The sequence below is a fragment of the Cryobacterium sp. 10I5 genome, from assembly GCF_035019865.1.
GTDB lineage: Bacteria > Actinomycetota > Actinomycetes > Actinomycetales > Microbacteriaceae > Cryobacterium > Cryobacterium breve_A.
Genome location: NZ_JASJVI010000001.1, coordinates 1 through 16152, shown reverse-complemented (window position 1 = coordinate 16152; position 16152 = coordinate 1). Strand labels below are relative to the sequence as shown.

At 70.2% G+C, this 16152-nt stretch carries 12 protein-coding genes; 1 reads left to right on the top strand and 11 read right to left on the bottom strand.

Features of this window, described 5'->3' with window-relative positions; genetic code table 11:
• Nucleotides 1-17: 17 nt before the first annotated feature.
• Genes QN350_RS00060 through QN350_RS00020 form a run of 9 tightly spaced genes read right to left on the bottom strand, consistent with a single transcriptional unit; the run spans nucleotide 18 to nucleotide 11233 of the window.
• Nucleotides 18-2015 carry an amino acid transporter gene (locus QN350_RS00060; protein WP_322139804.1) on the bottom strand — a complete coding sequence of 666 codons (1998 nt, stop codon included), beginning with the start codon at nucleotides 2013-2015 and terminating at the stop codon, nucleotides 18-20.
• A 2-nt stretch (nucleotides 2016-2017) separates the two neighbouring features.
• Complete coding sequence (locus QN350_RS00055) at nucleotides 2018-3220, bottom strand: XdhC/CoxI family protein (RefSeq protein ID WP_322139805.1); 1203 nt, start codon at nucleotides 3218-3220, stop codon at nucleotides 2018-2020.
• A gap of 9 nt (nucleotides 3221-3229) precedes the next feature.
• Nucleotides 3230-4051 (bottom strand): SRPBCC family protein, encoded by an 822-nt coding sequence (locus QN350_RS00050; protein WP_322139806.1) that lies wholly within the window; start codon nucleotides 4049-4051, stop codon nucleotides 3230-3232.
• The gene (locus QN350_RS00045; RefSeq protein WP_322140422.1) at nucleotides 4041-5366 is read right to left on the bottom strand and encodes a vWA domain-containing protein; all 1326 of its coding nucleotides are present in this window, start codon (nucleotides 5364-5366) and stop codon (nucleotides 4041-4043) included. The genes QN350_RS00050 and QN350_RS00045 overlap by 11 nt, the downstream gene beginning before the upstream one ends.
• A 10-nt stretch (nucleotides 5367-5376) precedes the next feature.
• Nucleotides 5377-6315 carry a MoxR family ATPase gene (locus QN350_RS00040; protein ID WP_322139807.1) on the bottom strand — a complete coding sequence of 313 codons (939 nt, stop codon included), beginning with the start codon at nucleotides 6313-6315 and terminating at the stop codon, nucleotides 5377-5379.
• A 2-nt stretch (nucleotides 6316-6317) separates the two neighbouring features.
• Complete coding sequence (locus QN350_RS00035) at nucleotides 6318-7313, bottom strand: XdhC family protein (protein ID WP_322139808.1); 996 nt, start codon at nucleotides 7311-7313, stop codon at nucleotides 6318-6320.
• Nucleotides 7314-7324: 11 nt separating this feature from the next.
• A complete protein-coding gene (locus QN350_RS00030; RefSeq protein ID WP_322139809.1) occupies nucleotides 7325-9718 on the bottom strand; it encodes an aerobic carbon-monoxide dehydrogenase large subunit in 2394 nt (797 codons plus the stop codon).
• Entirely contained in the window at nucleotides 9715-10320 is a 606-nt protein-coding gene (locus QN350_RS00025; RefSeq protein ID WP_322139810.1) for a (2Fe-2S)-binding protein, read from the bottom strand. The genes QN350_RS00030 and QN350_RS00025 overlap by 4 nt, the downstream gene beginning before the upstream one ends.
• Before the next feature lie 4 nt (nucleotides 10321-10324).
• Nucleotides 10325-11233 (bottom strand): xanthine dehydrogenase family protein subunit M, encoded by a 909-nt coding sequence (locus tag QN350_RS00020; protein ID WP_322139811.1) that lies wholly within the window; start codon nucleotides 11231-11233, stop codon nucleotides 10325-10327.
• Between the two features lie 336 nt (nucleotides 11234-11569).
• Here QN350_RS00020 and QN350_RS00015 point away from each other — a divergent pair, with 336 nt between their 5' ends.
• Nucleotides 11570-12886: a ScyD/ScyE family protein gene (locus QN350_RS00015; protein WP_323502370.1), complete on the top strand. Its 1317-nt coding sequence runs from the start codon at nucleotides 11570-11572 to the stop codon at nucleotides 12884-12886.
• Nucleotides 12887-13011: 125 nt separating this feature from the next.
• Here QN350_RS00015 and QN350_RS00010 read toward each other — a convergent pair whose 3' ends face one another.
• Nucleotides 13012-13725, bottom strand: a complete 714-nt coding sequence (locus QN350_RS00010; RefSeq protein WP_281534915.1) for a response regulator — start codon at nucleotides 13723-13725, stop codon at nucleotides 13012-13014.
• On the bottom strand, nucleotides 13726-16152 hold a 2427-nt coding region (locus QN350_RS00005; RefSeq protein WP_323515569.1), incomplete at its 5' end, for a DUF4118 domain-containing protein.

Below are 16152 nucleotides of genomic sequence, written 5' to 3'. Positions count from 1 at the left end.
TTCCCGATCCGGGACAGTCAGCCGCCGCCGACGTGCGTGCCGGGGCGACGCAAGGGGTCGGGTTCGACCTCCCGCATGATCTCCCGCACGACCGGGGCCGTGTCGCCCTGGCCGAGCAGAAGATAGCGCATCAGGTGGAAGAGCGGGTTGCCCTCTGACCACTCGAAGTAGACGTGCGGGCGTACCCCGGAGGCATCCCGCAGGGCGAGCAGGATCGCCGCGATGGCGTTCGGCGCCGCCGGGCTCTGCGCGCGCAGCACCCGGTAGCCCTCGATCTCGACACCCCGGACGTGCACAATCTTGCTGAAGCCGGAGGGATCGATGACCTCGACCTCGAGGAAGAGTACGTCCGCGGTTCCGGGAACCGGATTCATCCCCCGCTGGTCCGCCTCCTTCGCTGCGTACTCGGCACGATCGCCACTCTGGGGCTTGTTCGCGATGATGTTCAGGGCACCGTCGTAGACGAGGGAATCGGCAACGAACGTCCGGGCAGCCTCATCGAACTCAACGCTGTCCACTCGTAGCTCGGTCGACCGTGAGACGCGTGAGATCAGGGACACGGCGATGATGCCTGCGATGAAGAACACCGAAATCGTGATCCCGTCCGGTTTCTCAATGATGTTCGCGCCGAGGGCGTAGAGCAGTGCGAGCGACAGGATGCTGAAGCCCAGGCTTGCGCGATGTTGTCTGCGCCGGACGGCCGAGATGGTCACGGCGACCGCGCCGGACACCATCATCGCGAGGATCCCGGTCGCGTACGCGCCGGCCTGCGCGTTCACGTCCGCCCGGAAAGCGATCGTGATCAACACGCTCACCCCGGTGTACACGAGCACGACCGGGCGGATGGCGCGGCTCCAGTCCGGCGCCATCCCGTACGACGGCAGGTACCGGGGCACGATGTTGATCAGTCCGGCCATCGCGGACGCACCCGCGAACCAGAGGATCAGGATGCTGCTCACGTCGTAGGCCGTGCCGAAGACCTCGCCGACCCGTTCGTGGGCGAGGAAGGCCAGGGCACGCCCGCTTGCGGCGCCGCCGGTTTCGAACTCGGCCGGCGGGATGAGCACCGTCGTCACGAAGCTGCTCGAGAGAAGGTAGACGCTCATGATCAGGGCCGCGGTCGTGAGTAGCCTGCGGGTGTTCCGGATCCGCGAGGCGAGTCGCTCCTCCGGGTTCCTGCCGTCCGCGGCGACGAGCGGCATCATGCTCACCCCGGTCTCGAACCCCGAGAGCCCGAGGACCAGAAGCGGAAAGGCGATCACGGCCGGCCCGAGAATGTCACCGAAGCCGCTCCCGCGCGCGGTAAGCGCGTCCGTCCAGGTCGCGATCACCCCGGGCTCGGTGAACGCGTCGTAGAGGCCCACGCCGATCACGACTCCGTTCAGGAGCAGGTACACCGCGACGAGGGGGATGGCGACGGACACGGCTTCACTGAAACCGAGGAGGAACACGCCGCCGAGGATGAGGAGCAGCACGATCGTGATCGGCACGGCCTGGCCGGCGAGGAAGCCCGGTACGAAGGGGTTCTCGAGGATATGCACCGTCGCATCCGCCGAGGATAGTGTGATGGTGATGATCCAGCTCGTCGCCACGAAGCCGAGCAGGATGAGCACGAACACCTTGCCGCGCCAGAACGGCAGCAGCCGCTCGAGCATCGCCACGGAGCCCTGCCCGTGCGGGCTCTCCTTCGCGACGCGGCGATACATCGGCAGCATGCCGAGGAGGGTGAGCGCGACGATGAGCAGGGTGGCCACGGGAGAGAGCGCGCCGGCGGCGAGCGCGGTGATGCCGGGCAGGTAGGAGAGCGTCGAAAAGTAGTCGACGCCGGTGAGGCACATCACCTGCCACCACGGGTGGGTGGATGTCGTCCCCTCGGCGCTCTCCAGGCCCACCGGTTGCACCCGGTTGGCCAGGAGCCAGCGGCCGAGGGGGCCGTTTGCCGTCTGCTTCCGGATCGGACTCGGCACGCTCGCAGGAATCTCGGGACGAACGGCACGGCCCGGTGTCGGGTCCATGGTCAGACAAGCCTTCGGGAGGCATCGTCGCGCACGTCGTCGACGTCCTGCTCGGCCACGTTGTACTCGGTCCGGTCGTGCTCGGCCGGGTCGCGGTGGATTGGCGCCCGGCGGTCACCGAGCGATTCACCGGTGCCGCCCCATGTCCCGGCGATGACCTCGGCCATGATCGACACCGCGGTCTCCTCCGGGGTGCGGGCGCCGAGATCGAGCCCGATCGGGCTGTGCAGGCGTGCCAGGGCGACCTCGGGCACGGATGCCGCGCGCAGCCGGTCCAGGCGGTCGTCGTGGGTGCGCAGCGAACCCATGGCGCCGACGTAGGCGAGACTCCCGTCGTCGAGTGCCAGCTCGAGGAGGGGGACGTCGAATTTGGGGTCGTGGGTGAGCACGCAGACGACGGTGCGCGCGTCGAGAAGGCCGGCGGCCCTCTGCTCGGCGAAGTAGCGGTGTGGCCACGCCACGACGACCTCGTCGGCTCCGGGGAACCGCGCCGGGGTCGCGAACACGGCGCGCGCGTCGCACACGGTGACCCGGTATCCGAGGAAGTCGGCCAGCCGGGTCAAGGCCGCGGCGAAGTCGACAGCGCCGAAGACGAGCATCCGTGGCCGCGGGGCGAAGCTCGCCACGAAGACGCGCAGTCCCTCCCCGTCGCGCTCTCCCTCCGGCCCGTAGCCGATCGTCGTGGTGCGTCCCGCGGCGAGGAGACCGCGGGCGTCGTCGCCCACGACGTGGGTGAGCCGTTCGGAACCGAGGTCTCCGGTCACCCCGTCGCCGCGGACGATGAGGTGCCGGCCGAGCATGCGGGGTTCGGGATGCTCGATGACGGTGACGACGCCGATCGGAACGGACGTCGCGAGGTCCCGCTGGATCGTGTCGAGTTCGGGGAAGGTCTCGCGGGACACCGGTTCGACGAAGACGTCGAGGATGCCGCCGCAGGTCAGGCCGACCGCGAAGGCGTCGTCGTCGCTGATGCCGTAGCGCACGAGGGCGGCCCGTCCGGTGCGGATCACGTCCCGCGCGAGTTCGTAGACGGCGCCCTCGACGCACCCGCCGGACACGGAGCCGACGACGGCACCCTCGCTCGTGACGAGCATCGATGCCCCCGCGGGCCGGGGTGCGGAGTGGAACGTGCGCACGACCGTGGCGAGCGCAGCCGTTTGCCCGTTTTCCCAGTCGGGAAGCAGGTCTCCGATGACGTCACGCACGGCTGTCGCTCACTGTCGCCGGCTCTGGCGTGAATCCCCGGCGCGCCGGCCGCCACTGTGCTTGCCGAGGCGGTAGCCCACGAATCCGGTAACGACGAGCAGGCCGGCGAGCACGGCCGGGTTGCTGAGACGGTCCATGATCAGGCTTTTGGCGAGGGTCAGGGCGTCGAGGCTCGATTCTGCCGCCGCCGCGGGCTTCCGCGAGACCGGGGGAGTGGTCGGGCGAATCGGGGCAGCAACCGGAGCCGACGGGCTCCGCGGTGCCTGCGTGGCGGTATCCGCCGCCCGGACGACGTCGATCGGTGCCGTCGGGGCCGGCTCGGCACCGGCGGGTGCGATCTCGGCCGGTTCGCTATCGGCCGGTGCGGTGTCCGCCGGTGCGCCGGCTTCACTCAGCATCGCCTGCAGGTTCTCCGCGAAGAGTGCCATCATCTGGTCGGTGACACTGCCGATGATGCTCTTGCCCATCACGGCGACCTTCCCGGAGAGGTCGACGTCGGCGTTCACGGTGCCGTGGGTCGTGCCATCCGCCTCGGTGAGGACGAGCGTCGCGGTTCCCTGCGCGGTGCCCTGGCCGCGCGCCTCCTGGGCGCGCCCCTCGAAGACCGCCCGGTGGGCGTCTGCATCCCGCTCGATGACGTTCATCATTCCTTTGTACTGCATGGCCACCGGTCCGAGCTTCACCTTCATGCCGACCTGGTACGCGTCGTCGGAGAGCCGGTTCAGGATCTGCGCTCCCGGGACGCAACCGGCGACACGTTCGAAGTCCATCAGGGTCGCCCAGACCTCATCGATCGGCGCGGTGACGGAAAAGGTGCTGTCAAGCTGCATGGTCGTGTCCTCTGGTCGTCGGGTGGGGTCGAGTGCGGTGGTCTGTGTCGGATGCGGTGTCGGATGCGGTACCGGGCTGGCTGCGGGGGTCGAGTCGTTCCGCGCGGATCAGGTCGGCGAGTTCGCCGAGCGCCGCATAACTGTGGCCGCTCACGATGGCGTCGACGTAGGGCAGGGCGGCGTTCATCCCGCCGACGAGCGGCTGGAATCCGGGTGCGACCGTACGCGGGTTGACCCAGACGATCCGGTGCGCGAGCCGGCGCAGCCGGGCCATCTGTGCAGCGACGACGGCCGGGTCGTCGAGCGCCCAGCCGTCGGACAGCACCACGATCACGGCGCCCCTGGCCAGTCCGCGCCGACCGTGCTCGTCGATGAACCGGCGGATGCTCTCGCCGAGGCGGGTGCCGCCAGCCCAGTCCGAGGTGCTCGCCGCAGCGCTCGCGAGCGCTGCGTCCGCATCCCTGATGGCGAGCTGGCGGGTCAGCCGGGTCAGCCCGGTCGAGAAGACGAAGGCCTCCGCGTTCGCGCCGGCGACGGCGCCCTGGAGCAGGGTCAGGAACACCCGCGTGTACGGTTCCATGGACGCCGACACGTCGCAGAGCAGGATGAGCCTGCGCGGTTCTTCCCTGCGGCGGGAGGAGACCAGCAGGATCGGCTCCTCGCCGGTGCGGTGTGCGGCGCGGACGGTGCGCCTGAGGTCGAGCCGGGCACCCTCCGCGCGGGTCGGGCGCACCCGCCTGCTGCGCCGAAGCGGGGTCGAGAGCGCGATCCGGCGCACGAGGTGCCGCACTCGCTCGGTCTCCTCGTCGCTCAGGAGAGCGAAAGAGGTGTCGTGCAGCCGGCGTTCGAACGAGGCGAGCATCAGGATGGTCTCGCGTTCGACGGCTCCTGGATCCGCGTTCCCTCCGGCGGGCGCCGGCGTGGGCTCCCCGGTCTCGGATCCGTCGCGCGGCTCCTGCTTCCTCGCAGCGAGGTCATCTCGCGGCGCAGGGCGGGTCCTGGCCTCCGAGCCGATGGCCGGCGGCGCGTTCGGGTCGCCGCGCTGGTCCGCCGGGTCGAGCCGGCCGTCGAAGACGGCGGAGAAGACGGCGTCGAACGCCGGCACCTGGTCCCTGGACGAGAGGAGCACGATGCGGCACGTCCAATAGAGAACGGAGCGCTGGGTCGGCGGCGCCACCTGGATCGCGCTCGCGAGTCGCGCGGCCCCGTCGACCGAAACCGGCAGGCCCGCGCGGCGCAGTGCGGTGACGAACCCGGCCGCGAATGCGGCCGGTTCGACCCGAGGGGCCGCAACCGGCGGTGTGTGGCCGTTCATCTCCGCCACGTCACTTCCCGGCCAGCCAGTCGGCCCCGCGCGCGAGCGCGAGATCGAGGTCGTCCCTGTTCTTGAGCAGGGACCCCCAGGTCCGGGCGACGTACTGCGGATCCAGGCGGTCTGCGCCGAGCACGGCGAGCGCGGCCACCCAGTCGATGGCCTCGGCGATTCCGGGTGGTTTGGTGAGGTCAAGGGACCGCAGCCGGGTGACGGCCGTCGCGGCGTCGAGGGTGAGTCGTTCGGTACTGCCGGGCACCCGGCGGCGCACGATCTCGGCGATCCGTTCCGGGCCGGGGTAGTCGATCCAGTGATACAGGCACCGCCGGGTGAGCGCATCGTGCAGGTCGCGGGTGCGGTTCGAGGTGAGGATCACGATCGGTGGCAACGCGGCCCTGATCGTGCCGAGTTCGGGGATCGTGACGGCGGCCTCGGCGAGGAGCTCGAGGGTGAAGGCTTCGAACTCGGCGTCCGCACGGTCGATCTCGTCGAGCAGCAGCACGGCCGGCCGGGGACCGCGGTGTTCGATGGCCTGAAGGAGGGGGCGCCGCAGCAGGTAGTCCGGCCCGAACAGCGCATTCTCGTCGATCGCCGACCCGCTGGCCTCCGCGAGTCGGATCGCGAGGAGCTGGCGAGGGTAGTTCCACTCGTAGAGGGCCTCTCCCGCATCGATGCCCTCGTAACACTGGAGGCGGAACAGGGGAGTGTCGAGGGCCCTCGCGAGGGCCTTGGCGGCCTCGGTCTTGCCGACGCCCGGTTCACCCTCGAGCAGGATCGGCTGCGGCAGCCGGACCGCGAGGAAGAGCGCCGTCGCGAGGCCCTCGTCAGCGAGGTAGTCCTCGTCGGCGAGTGTCGCCTGGAACGCCGTCACGTCAGGGACCAGAGCGCGCATTCCTGCCGTGGCCCCGCCCCTGGCCGGGCTCGACGGGGCTCGCTCAACGCTCGGTGGCATGCTCAGGACTCCACGGTCGAGCCGAGGGTGTGGGTATGGGGGTAGGCGAGGGAGAAGCGTTCGGGTTCGGCGACGAAGGCGGCGCGACAGCCGGGGGAGCAGAAGTAGCTCGTTTTTCCCGCGAACTCGTAGTGGAGGCTCGAGGGCACCGCGGCGACGGTCATCCCGCAGACCGGGTCGATGGCGCTCGGCGGCTCCGGGTTCGCGCGACCGTCTTCCGAGCTCTGCGCCCCGGGCACGGGCTCGCCGGCGGCGAGGCCGGCGCCCCGCAGCCTGGCCCGTTCGGCGACGAGCTGCGCGAAGACCGAGACTGCGATCTCTCCGGGGGTCCTCCCGCCGAGGTCGAGTCCCGCCGGGTTGAACACCCGGGCGCGCTGCTCGGCGTCGACGTTGAGGGAGGAGAGCACCGCAGCCCCGCGGGTGGGGCTCGCGACGAGCGCGACGTACGGCACGCCCGCGCGGAGGGCCGCTTCGAGTGCGGGTTCCTCCTCCCGGCCGTGGGAGGCGACGATGAGTGCGGCGTCGTCCGCGCGCGGCCCGGCCGGGGTGGCCATCGTCTCGGTGAGCTCCACGTCGAAGCCGAGATCGTCGCCGATGGCGGCGAGGGCCCGCGCGACCGGTGTCGCACCCACCACCACGACCCGCGGCGACGGATGCCACGGCTCGAGGAAGATCTCGACGGCGCCTCCGCTGAGGCAGGGGTTCCGCACCTCGACAGCGCCTTCCTCTGTCACGCCCGACGGTTCGCCCGGGACGACCCGGAGCAGGAGGGGCTCGCGCGCTGCGAGTTGCCTGAGCCCGTAGTAGCGCACGGATGCCTCGACGCAGGCACCGCCGACGAATCCGTCGATCCGGCCGGCGGCATCCACCAGGGCAGTGTCGCCGGCGTGGGCGCTCGTCGGGCGCTGGGCGCGCACGACGGTGGCTCGGACGAAAGACTCGCGGCGTTCGGTGAGCTCGTGCGCCCTGCGGGCGAGGGCATCCGGAATCGGTGGCATCGGGACAGCACTCAGATCGGCGGGCGGGGACGACCCTGGATGGCCGCCCACACCCGGGCCGGCGTGCAGGGCATGTCCATGTGAGTGATCCCGAAGGGGGAGAGCGCGTCGACGACCGCATTGACGATCGCGGGGGGAGAGCCGACGGTCGCGGACTCTCCGATGCCTTTCGCTCCGATCGGGTGGTGCGGCGAGGGCGTCACGGTGTACCCGGTCTCCCAGTCCGGCACTTCCATCGCCGTGGGGATCAGGTAGTCCATGAACGAGCCGCCCAGGTTGTTGCCCGATTCGTCGAACTCGATGATCTGCATCAGCGCCATGCCGACCCCGTCGGTGAGGCCGCCGTGGACCTGGCCCTCGATGATCATCGGGTTGATCCGCGTGCCGCAATCGTCGACGGCCACGAACCGGCGCACCGCGACGTGCCCGGTGCCGGGGTCCACGTCGACGACGCAGATGTAGGCGCCGAACGGGAAGGTCAGGTTCGGCGGGTCGTAGGTCACCTCGGCGTCGAGGTTGCCGTCGATCCCCTCCGGCAGGGCGACGGTGCCGTATGCGCCCATCGCGATCTCGGCGATGGTCTTGCCGACGCTCGGGTCACCTTTCACGAACCACCGCCCCTTCTCCCACTCGAGGTCTTCCGGGCGGGTCTCCAGCATGGCGGCGGCGATGAACCGGGCCTTCTCGCGCACCTTGCGGGCGACGAGGGCGACGGCGGCGCCGCTGACCGGGGTCGACCGGCTGCCGTAGGTACCCAGCCCGAACGGGGTCTGGTCGGTGTCGCCGTGCACGACGTCGATGTCCTCGGGCGGGATGCCGATCTCCTCGGCCACGATCTGGGCGAACGTCGTCTCGTGGCCCTGGCCCTGGCTCTGCACCGAGATGCGCACCACGGCCTTGCCGGTCGGGTGCACGCGCAGTTCGGCGCCGTCGTTCATGCCGAGGCCGACGATGTCCATGTGCTTGCGCGGGCCGGCCCCGACCGTTTCGGTGAAGAACGAGATGCCGATGCCCATCAGTTCGCCGCGCTCGCGTTTGGCCTGCTGTTCGCGGCGCAGGTCGTCATAGCCGGCCATCTTCATCGAGAGTCGCAGCGCACGCTCGTAGTCGCCGGAGTCGTACTCCCAGCCGGTCTTGTTCGGGTAGGGGAACTGTTCGGGCTTGATCAGGTTCTTCAGCCGCAACTCGGCCGGGTCTACCTCGAGCTTCGCGGCGAGGATGTCGACCAGTCGCTCGATGAGGTACACGGCCTCGGTGACCCGGAAGGAGCACGCGTACGCGACCCCGCCAGGGGCCTTGTTCGTGTACACGCCGGTCACCGAGCAGTGCGCGGCCTGGAGGTCGTAACTGCCGGTGAAGATGTGGAAGAAGCCGGCGGGGTATTTCGTGGGCTGCGCGGTGGCGTTGAAGGCGCCGTGATCGGCGAGGACGTTGGTGCGCACGGCGAGGATCTTGCCGTCTTTCGTCGCGGCGATCTCGCCCTGCATGATGTAGTCCCTGGCGAAGGACGTCGACATCAGGTTCTCCGAGCGGTCTTCCATCCACTTCACGGGCTTGCCGGTCACGATCGAGCCGACGACGGCGAGGATGTAGCCCGGGTAGATGCCCACCTTGTTGCCGAAGCCGCCGCCGATGTCCGGTGAGACGATCCGGATCTTGTGCTCGGGGATGCCCGCCACCATCGCGAAGAGCGTGCGGTGCGCGTGCGGCGCCTGGCTCGTCTCGTAGAGCGTGAGCTTGCCGGTCACCGCATCGAAGTCGGCGACGGCGCCGCAGGTCTCCATCGGAGCCGGGTGCGAACGCGGGTAGACGATCTCCTGGCTGACGACGACGTCGGCGCTGGCGAAAACGGCATCCGTCTCGGCCTTGTTGCCCGCCTCCCAGTCGAAGATGTGGTTGTCGGTGCGCCCCTCCATCTCGTCGCGCACGACCGGCGCGTCGGCGTCGAGCGCTTTCCTCGCGTCGACGAGCGGCGGGAGCACGTCGTAGTCGACCTCGATGAGTTCGAGGGCGTCGCGGGCGGCGTAGCGGTCCTCCGCGACGACGAACGCGACCTCCTGGCCCTGGAAACGCACCTTGTCGGTCACGAGCACCGCCTGCACGTCCGCGGACAGGGTCGGCGCCCACGCGAGGCCGAGGCCGAGCAGGTCTGCGCCCGTGATGACGGCGACGACGCCCGGGTGGGCGAGTGCGGCGCTCGTGTCGATCGACACGAGCCGGGCGTGCGCGACCGGGGACCGGAGGATTGCGCCGTGCAGCATGCCGGGCAGGACGATGTCGTCGACGTAGTGGCCGCGGCCGCGCACGAAGCGGGGGTCTTCCTTGCGTTGCAGCCGACCGTAGCCGATCGGGCGGTCTCCGTCGTCCGCCGCCGGGTTCGGCGCGTGTTCCTGCAGGATGGTCATGCGGTCACCTCTTCCGGTTCCGTCTGGGCTGCGGGGATCGCGTGGGCTGCCTCCGCGGCGGCGCCGCCCGGGTCGGTGGTCGTGCCCGCGGAGTCGTCGAGCGCGGAGGGGTCGCCATCGGCGGCATCCGCTTCGGTCATGCCCGCCGGGTGGTCTGCCGCCCAGCGCACGGAGCGGACGATCGTCGCGTAGCCGGTGCAGCGGCAGATCTGGCCGGAGATCGCCCGGCGGATCTCGGCGTCGTCGGGATGGGGGTTCACGTCGAGGAGAGCGCGGGCGGTGAGCATCATGCCCGGGGTACAGAACCCGCACTGCAGGCCGTGTTCCTCCATGAAGCCCTGCTGCACGGGGTCGAGCGTGCCGCCGGTGGCGAGGCCCTCGACGGTCGTGATCGCATGGCCGTCGGCCATCGCCGCGAGCACGGTGCACGACTTCACCGGCTGGCCGTCCAGGAGCACCACGCAGGTGCCGCAGTTGGAGGTGTCGCAGCCCCAGTGGGTTCCGGTGAGCCGGAGCACGTCACGAATGTAGTGCACGAGCAGGACGCGTGGTTCGACCTCGTTCGTGACGTCGGTTCCGTTCACCGTCATCGTGATCTGCATGGACTCAGCCTTCCTGCGGTGTGGTGGGATGCCCGGTTGTGCCGGCGTACTGCGCGGCACGTTCTGTCGCGCGGCGCAGGACGCGCCGGGTGAGTTCGTCGGCGAGGTGCCGCTTGTAGTCGATCGGTCCGCGCTGGTCGGCGACCGGGTCCGCCGCGAGCGCCGCGAGGCGGCCGGCCTCGATGAACAGCGGCTCGCCGGGGCGCTCACCGCGGAGCAGCTCGGTGACAGCGCCGACCGTGCCGTCGAGCCCCACGGCGGTCAGGCCGACGGATGCCTCCACGATCGTGCCGTCGTCTGCGAACGAGAGCGCGGCTCCGGCCGCGGCGACGGCCCAGTCGCCGACCCGGCGCTCGACCTTCTCGTATGCGCTTCCCGAGCGCGGACGGATCGGGATCCGTACCTCGCAGAGCACCTCGTCCGCGGCGACCGCGGTCTCGTAGGCTCCGCGATGGAACTCGGTCATAGTCAGCATCCGCTCGCCGGAAGGACCGCGAACGATCGCCTCGGCGCCGAGCACATCGCAGACCGTCGCGAGGTCTTCCGCCGGATCTGCCTGGCAGAGCGAGCCTCCGATCGTGCCGCGATTGCGGACGACCGGGTCTGCGATCACCCGTTCGGCGTCGGCGACGATCGGGAAGAGCGCGGCGATCTCGGCGGACTCGAGGAGGGTGGTGTGCCGGGTGAGGGCGCCGATCCGCAACCGGTCACCGTCCCGCAGCACGAAGTCGAGCTCGAACAGGTCGTTGATGTCGATGAGCCATTCCGGTCTGGCGAGCCGGAGCTTCATCATCGGCAACAGGCTGTGGCCGCCCGCAATGATCCGGGCCTCCGGCCCGTGCCGGGCCAACAGGGCGATGGCGTCGTCGACCGTGTCGGCGCGGGCATATTCGAACGGTGCAGGAATTTGCACGGACCCTCCCCATTGAGACATGCCCGGCAGAAATGGGGGGCACTGGATGCACATATAGTGGCCCCGGGTCCCCATGAAGTCAATGAGCCGCCCATCGGGCATTTCCCTGGGTTCATGGCAAAGACCTAGACAACGCACAGGCTTCGGATTAATCTGCCAGCGTCGGCACTCGTGTGTGCCGGCCTCCACGGGAGACGCTGTGCATCACGCGTTCTCTCCGCGGTGCTTGACAACACGTATCCGTCATCTGCTCTCGGCGCAGCTGCCGGCGCTTGTCCACCGGCGCCTCTGTCTCCTCGGTCGTGGCGAGAGCCGATCGTGAAGAGAACAGAGATCATGACCAGGACAGGGCAAGGAACAGGACTGCACGGAACACGACAGCCCGGAACAGGATCGCACGGAACGGGACTGCACTCCACAGGACTGCACTCCACAGGACTGGGCTCGACAGGACTGCGCAGGGGGCTCGTCGCGGGTGTCGCGTGCGCCTCCCTCGCGGTGGCGCTCTTCGGCGCGACCCCGGCCACGGCCGGACAGAAATCCGGACACGACGACGGCGCCAGGGACGGGAGTGGAACGGGCACACCGGTGACCCTCGCGGAGGGCCTGCTCGGCCCGCTCAGCCTCGAGGTCGGCCGGCACAACACCGTCTACGTCACGCAGAATTTCAAGGGTGAACTCACCAAAGTCGCCAGGGACGGGACAACATCGACCCTTGCGAGCGCTCCGGGAGAGGAGATCTCCGCGGTCACCGCGCGCAAGGGCACTGTGTACTACGCCAGGGTCGCCCAGGACCACAGTGCGGCCACCCTCAGGTCCATCGCGCCGGACGGCACCGACGCCGAGCTCGCCGACATCGCTGCCTACGAGAAATCGGCGAACCCGGACCAGAACAACAGCTACGGGTTCGTCGACCTCGACCCCACGTGTGCGGCCCAGTTCGATCCCACCCAGCCGCCGTTAGTCCCCGCGACATACACGGGGGTCGTCGACACGCACCCCTACGCGTCGCTCGCCCTCTGGAACGGGGTGTACGTGGCGGATGCGGGCGGCAACGCGATCCTGCACGTCGACTGGGACGGAACGGTGTCCACGACCGCGGTGCTGCCGCCGAGCGAACCGGTCACGATCGACGCGGCGATGATCGCCGACATCGGTTTCCCGGCCTGTGCCGCCGGTCACGAGTACCGCTTCGAACCGGTTCCGACGGACGTCGAGCTCGGCCCGGACGGGTGGCTCTACGTGACGTCGCTCCCCGGCGGGCCCGAGGATGCCAGCCTCGGCGCGCGCGGCTCGGTGTACCGGGTCGATCCGGACTCCGGTGAGGTCGAACTTGTCGCGACCGGGTTCGTCGGCGCGACGGGGCTCGCGGTCTCGCAGGACGACGGCACGATCTACGTCGCAGAGCTCTTCGGCGGTCCGGCCGGAACTGGCCAGGTGTCGGTGCTCGAGCCAGGCTCTGACACGCCGAGTGCGCTCGTGGCGGTGTCACAGCCGGCCGCGATCGAGCTGCGACACGGTGCGCTCTACCTCACGACGGATGCGATCACTCCGGATGCGAACGGGGCGCCGACTCCGGTGGGCAAGCTCGTGCGCATTCCGCTGACGGGAGGCCACGCCGCGAGCGACGCCCTCGACGACACGACCGACTGACCCCCGCCGCCGACCCGGCCTGTCCATCCGGGCGGGCCGGGTCGGCCGGGAATCAGCCAGTTGCAGGGATCAGCCAGTGAGGGATCAGCCAGTGACCGAGGGGCCGAGCAGTAGACCTGCAGACACTACGGATCGGGGGTGAATCGGTACCCCATTCCGGCCTCCGTGAGCAGGTAACGCGGGTGCGCCGGGTCGGGTTCGAGCTTCTTGCGCAGCTGGGCGAGGTAGAGGCGCAGGTAGCCGGAGTCCGTCGTGTGGTGCGGGCCCCAGATGTCCGTGAGCAGTGACTGCCGGGACACGAGCTTCCCCGGGTTGCGCAGCAGGAACTCGAGGATGCGCCACTCGGTCGGGGTGAGCCGGATCGTCTCCGGCTTTCCGGGATCTGAGCCGGACCCCGTGCCCGTGCGCACGACGCTCCGTGCCGAGAGGTCGACGGCGATCGCGCCGAGCATGATCACCGGTTCGGCTGCGGAGTCGACCGGGCCGAGCCTCCGGGTGAGTGCGCGGATCCTGGCGAGGAGTTCGTCGATGGAGAACGGCTTCGTGACGTAGTCGTCCGCTCCCGCGTCGAGCGCATCGACCTTGTCGGCGGCGCCGCTGCGCCCGGAGACGACGAGGATCGGCACCTGGGTCCAGCCGCGCAGGCCCGCGATGACCTCGATCCCGTCGAGGTGCGGCATCCCGAGGTCGAGCATCACAAGGTCAGGATGCTCGTGCGCGGCGGCGGCGAGGGCCTCGGCGCCATCCCTGGCGGTGACGACGTCGTAGCCGCGCGCGCCGAGGGTGACCCGCAGTGCGCGCAGGATCTGCGGGTCGTCGTCCGCGATCAGGATCTTCACTCAGGCCTCCTCGTCAGTGCCCGCGGCGGCGGCCGTCTCGGCCGACTGGCCGGCCGGCGCTGCGGGGTCGAATGCCGGCAGGGCGATGACCATCGTCAGCCCGCCGCCCGGGGTGTCTTCGGCCTCGAGCCGCCCGCCCATGCCTTCGGTGAAGCCCTTTGCGAGCGCGAGGCCGAGGCCGAGGCCGGTCAGGTTGTCCGTGTCGCCGAGGCGCTGGAAGGGGAGGAAGACCTCGTCGCGCCGGTCTGCGGGAATGCCGGGGCCGCGATCCATGATCCGCAGTTCGACGACGCCGCCGAATTCGCTCGCCGAGACGAGCACGCGCCCGCCCGTCGGCGAGAAGCGGATGCCGTTGGCCAGCACATTCACGACGACCCGCTGCAGGAGCCCGGCATCAGCGAGCATCGGCGGCAGCCCGGGCGGGAATTCGAGTTCAACCGTGTCCGGCCCGACGCCGAGCTCGTCGAGGGCGGGGAGCACGACGTCCGCGGCGTCGACGGGACCCAGGGAGACCGCGAGAGCGCCCGCTTGCACCCGGCTCACGTCGAGGAGGTTCGTGATGAGGCCGGCGAGCGACTCGAGGCTCTCCTCGGCCGTCTCGAAGAGCTCCTCCCTGTCGGCGGGCGACAGCGTGAGCTCCGCCGAACGCAACCCGCTGATGGCGGCTGTCGCTGCGGAGAGCGGCCGTCGCAGGTCGTGGCCGACGGCGGCGAGAAGGGCGCTGCGCATCCGGTCGGCCTCTGCGAGCGGTCCGATTGCACTCGCGGTCTCCGCGAGGTCGCTGTGTTCGAGCGCGGCGTCGAGCTGGGTCGCGATCACGCCGAGCAGTCGTCGTTCGGATGCGGCGAGGTCGCGTCCGGAGAGCTCGAGGGTGCCCCGCGTTCCGACGGGGACCGTTGCGAGGGCGGTGTCCGGGCCGACCTCCGCGGGCGAGCCGTCCGAGTACAACAGCTTCCCGTCCGCGAACAAGCGCACCCCGGTGAGGTTGAAGGCCTCGCGGGTCCTGGCGACGAGCGCCGGGACGGCGTCCTCGCCGCGGAGCACGCTGCCGGCAACGGTAGCAAGGAGTTCTGACTCGCCGGCGGCGCGCTGGGCGCTGCGGCTCCGCCTGGCGGCGAGGTCGACGACGTAGCTGACGACGCCCGCGTTGGCCAGGTACAGGACGAGCGCGAGGGCGTGCGCGGGTTCGGCGATTGTGACGGTGTAGAGCGGGTTCACGAAGAAGTAGTCGAGGGTGAGCCCGGAGAGCAACGCGGCGAACAGGGCCGGCCAGAGTCCGCCGACGAGGGCGACGACGATGACGAGGAGCTGGTAGCTGAGCACCTCGCTCGTGATCGATTCCTCGCTGTGGGTCGCCACGAGGAGCGCCGTGAGCAGCGGCCCGCCGACGACGGCGAGGCCGAGGCCGGCCAGCCGCCTGCGGAGGCTGAGCGCACCGCCGATCCGCGGGAGGCGCTTCCGCTCGCCCGCGGCGGAGTGCGTGACGACGTGCACGTCGATGTCCCCGGACTCCCTGACGACCGTCGTGCCGATTCCCGGCCCGCTGAATGCGGCCTTGAGCCGGGTTCGCCTGCTCACCCCGATCACGAGCTGGGTCGCGTTCGAGGCCCTGGCGAATTCGACGAGGGCGGTCGGGACGTCGTCGCCGACGAGCTGGTGGTAGCTGCCGCCGAGCTTCTCGACGAGGGCTCGCTGGGCGGCGAGCGCGCCGGGGTGGGCCGAACGGAGCCCGTCCTGGCTGATCACGTGCACGGCGAGGAGTTCGCCGCCGGCCGCGCGGCCGGCGATCCGTGCCCCGCGGCGCAGCAGCGTCTCACCCTCTGGCCCGCCGGTGAGCGCGACCACGACACGTTCGCGGGCTTCCCACTTGCTGTCGATGCCGTGTTCGGCCCGGTAGTTCTTGAGCGCTGTATCCACCTCGTCGGCGAGCCAGAGCAACGCGAGCTCGCGCAGGGCGGTGAGGTTGCCGAGCCGGAAGTAGTTCGACAGGGCGGCGTCGATCCGGGCGGCGGGATAGACGTGGCCTTCGGCGAGCCTGTCGCGCAGGGACTGCGGGGCGAGGTCGATAACCTCGACCTGATCCGCGGCCCGCAGCACGCTGTCCGGCAGGGTTTCGCGCTGGGGGACGCCCGTGATCTTTTGAACGACGTCGTTGAGCGACTCGATGTGCTGGATGTTGACCGTCGAGATGACGTCGATGCCCGCGTCGAGGAGGGACTGGACGTCCTGCCACCGTTTGTCGTGGGCGAGGCCGGGGGCGTTGGTGTGGGCGAGCTCGTCGACGAGTGCGATTGCGGGCGCGCGATCGAGGACAGCGTCGAGGTCGAGGTCGGTGAGTTCGATCCCGCGGTGCCGCCGGACGAGGCGCGGCACGACCTCGAGCCCCTCGAGCATCGCGGCCGTCGCAGCGCGGTCGGGGGGTTGCCC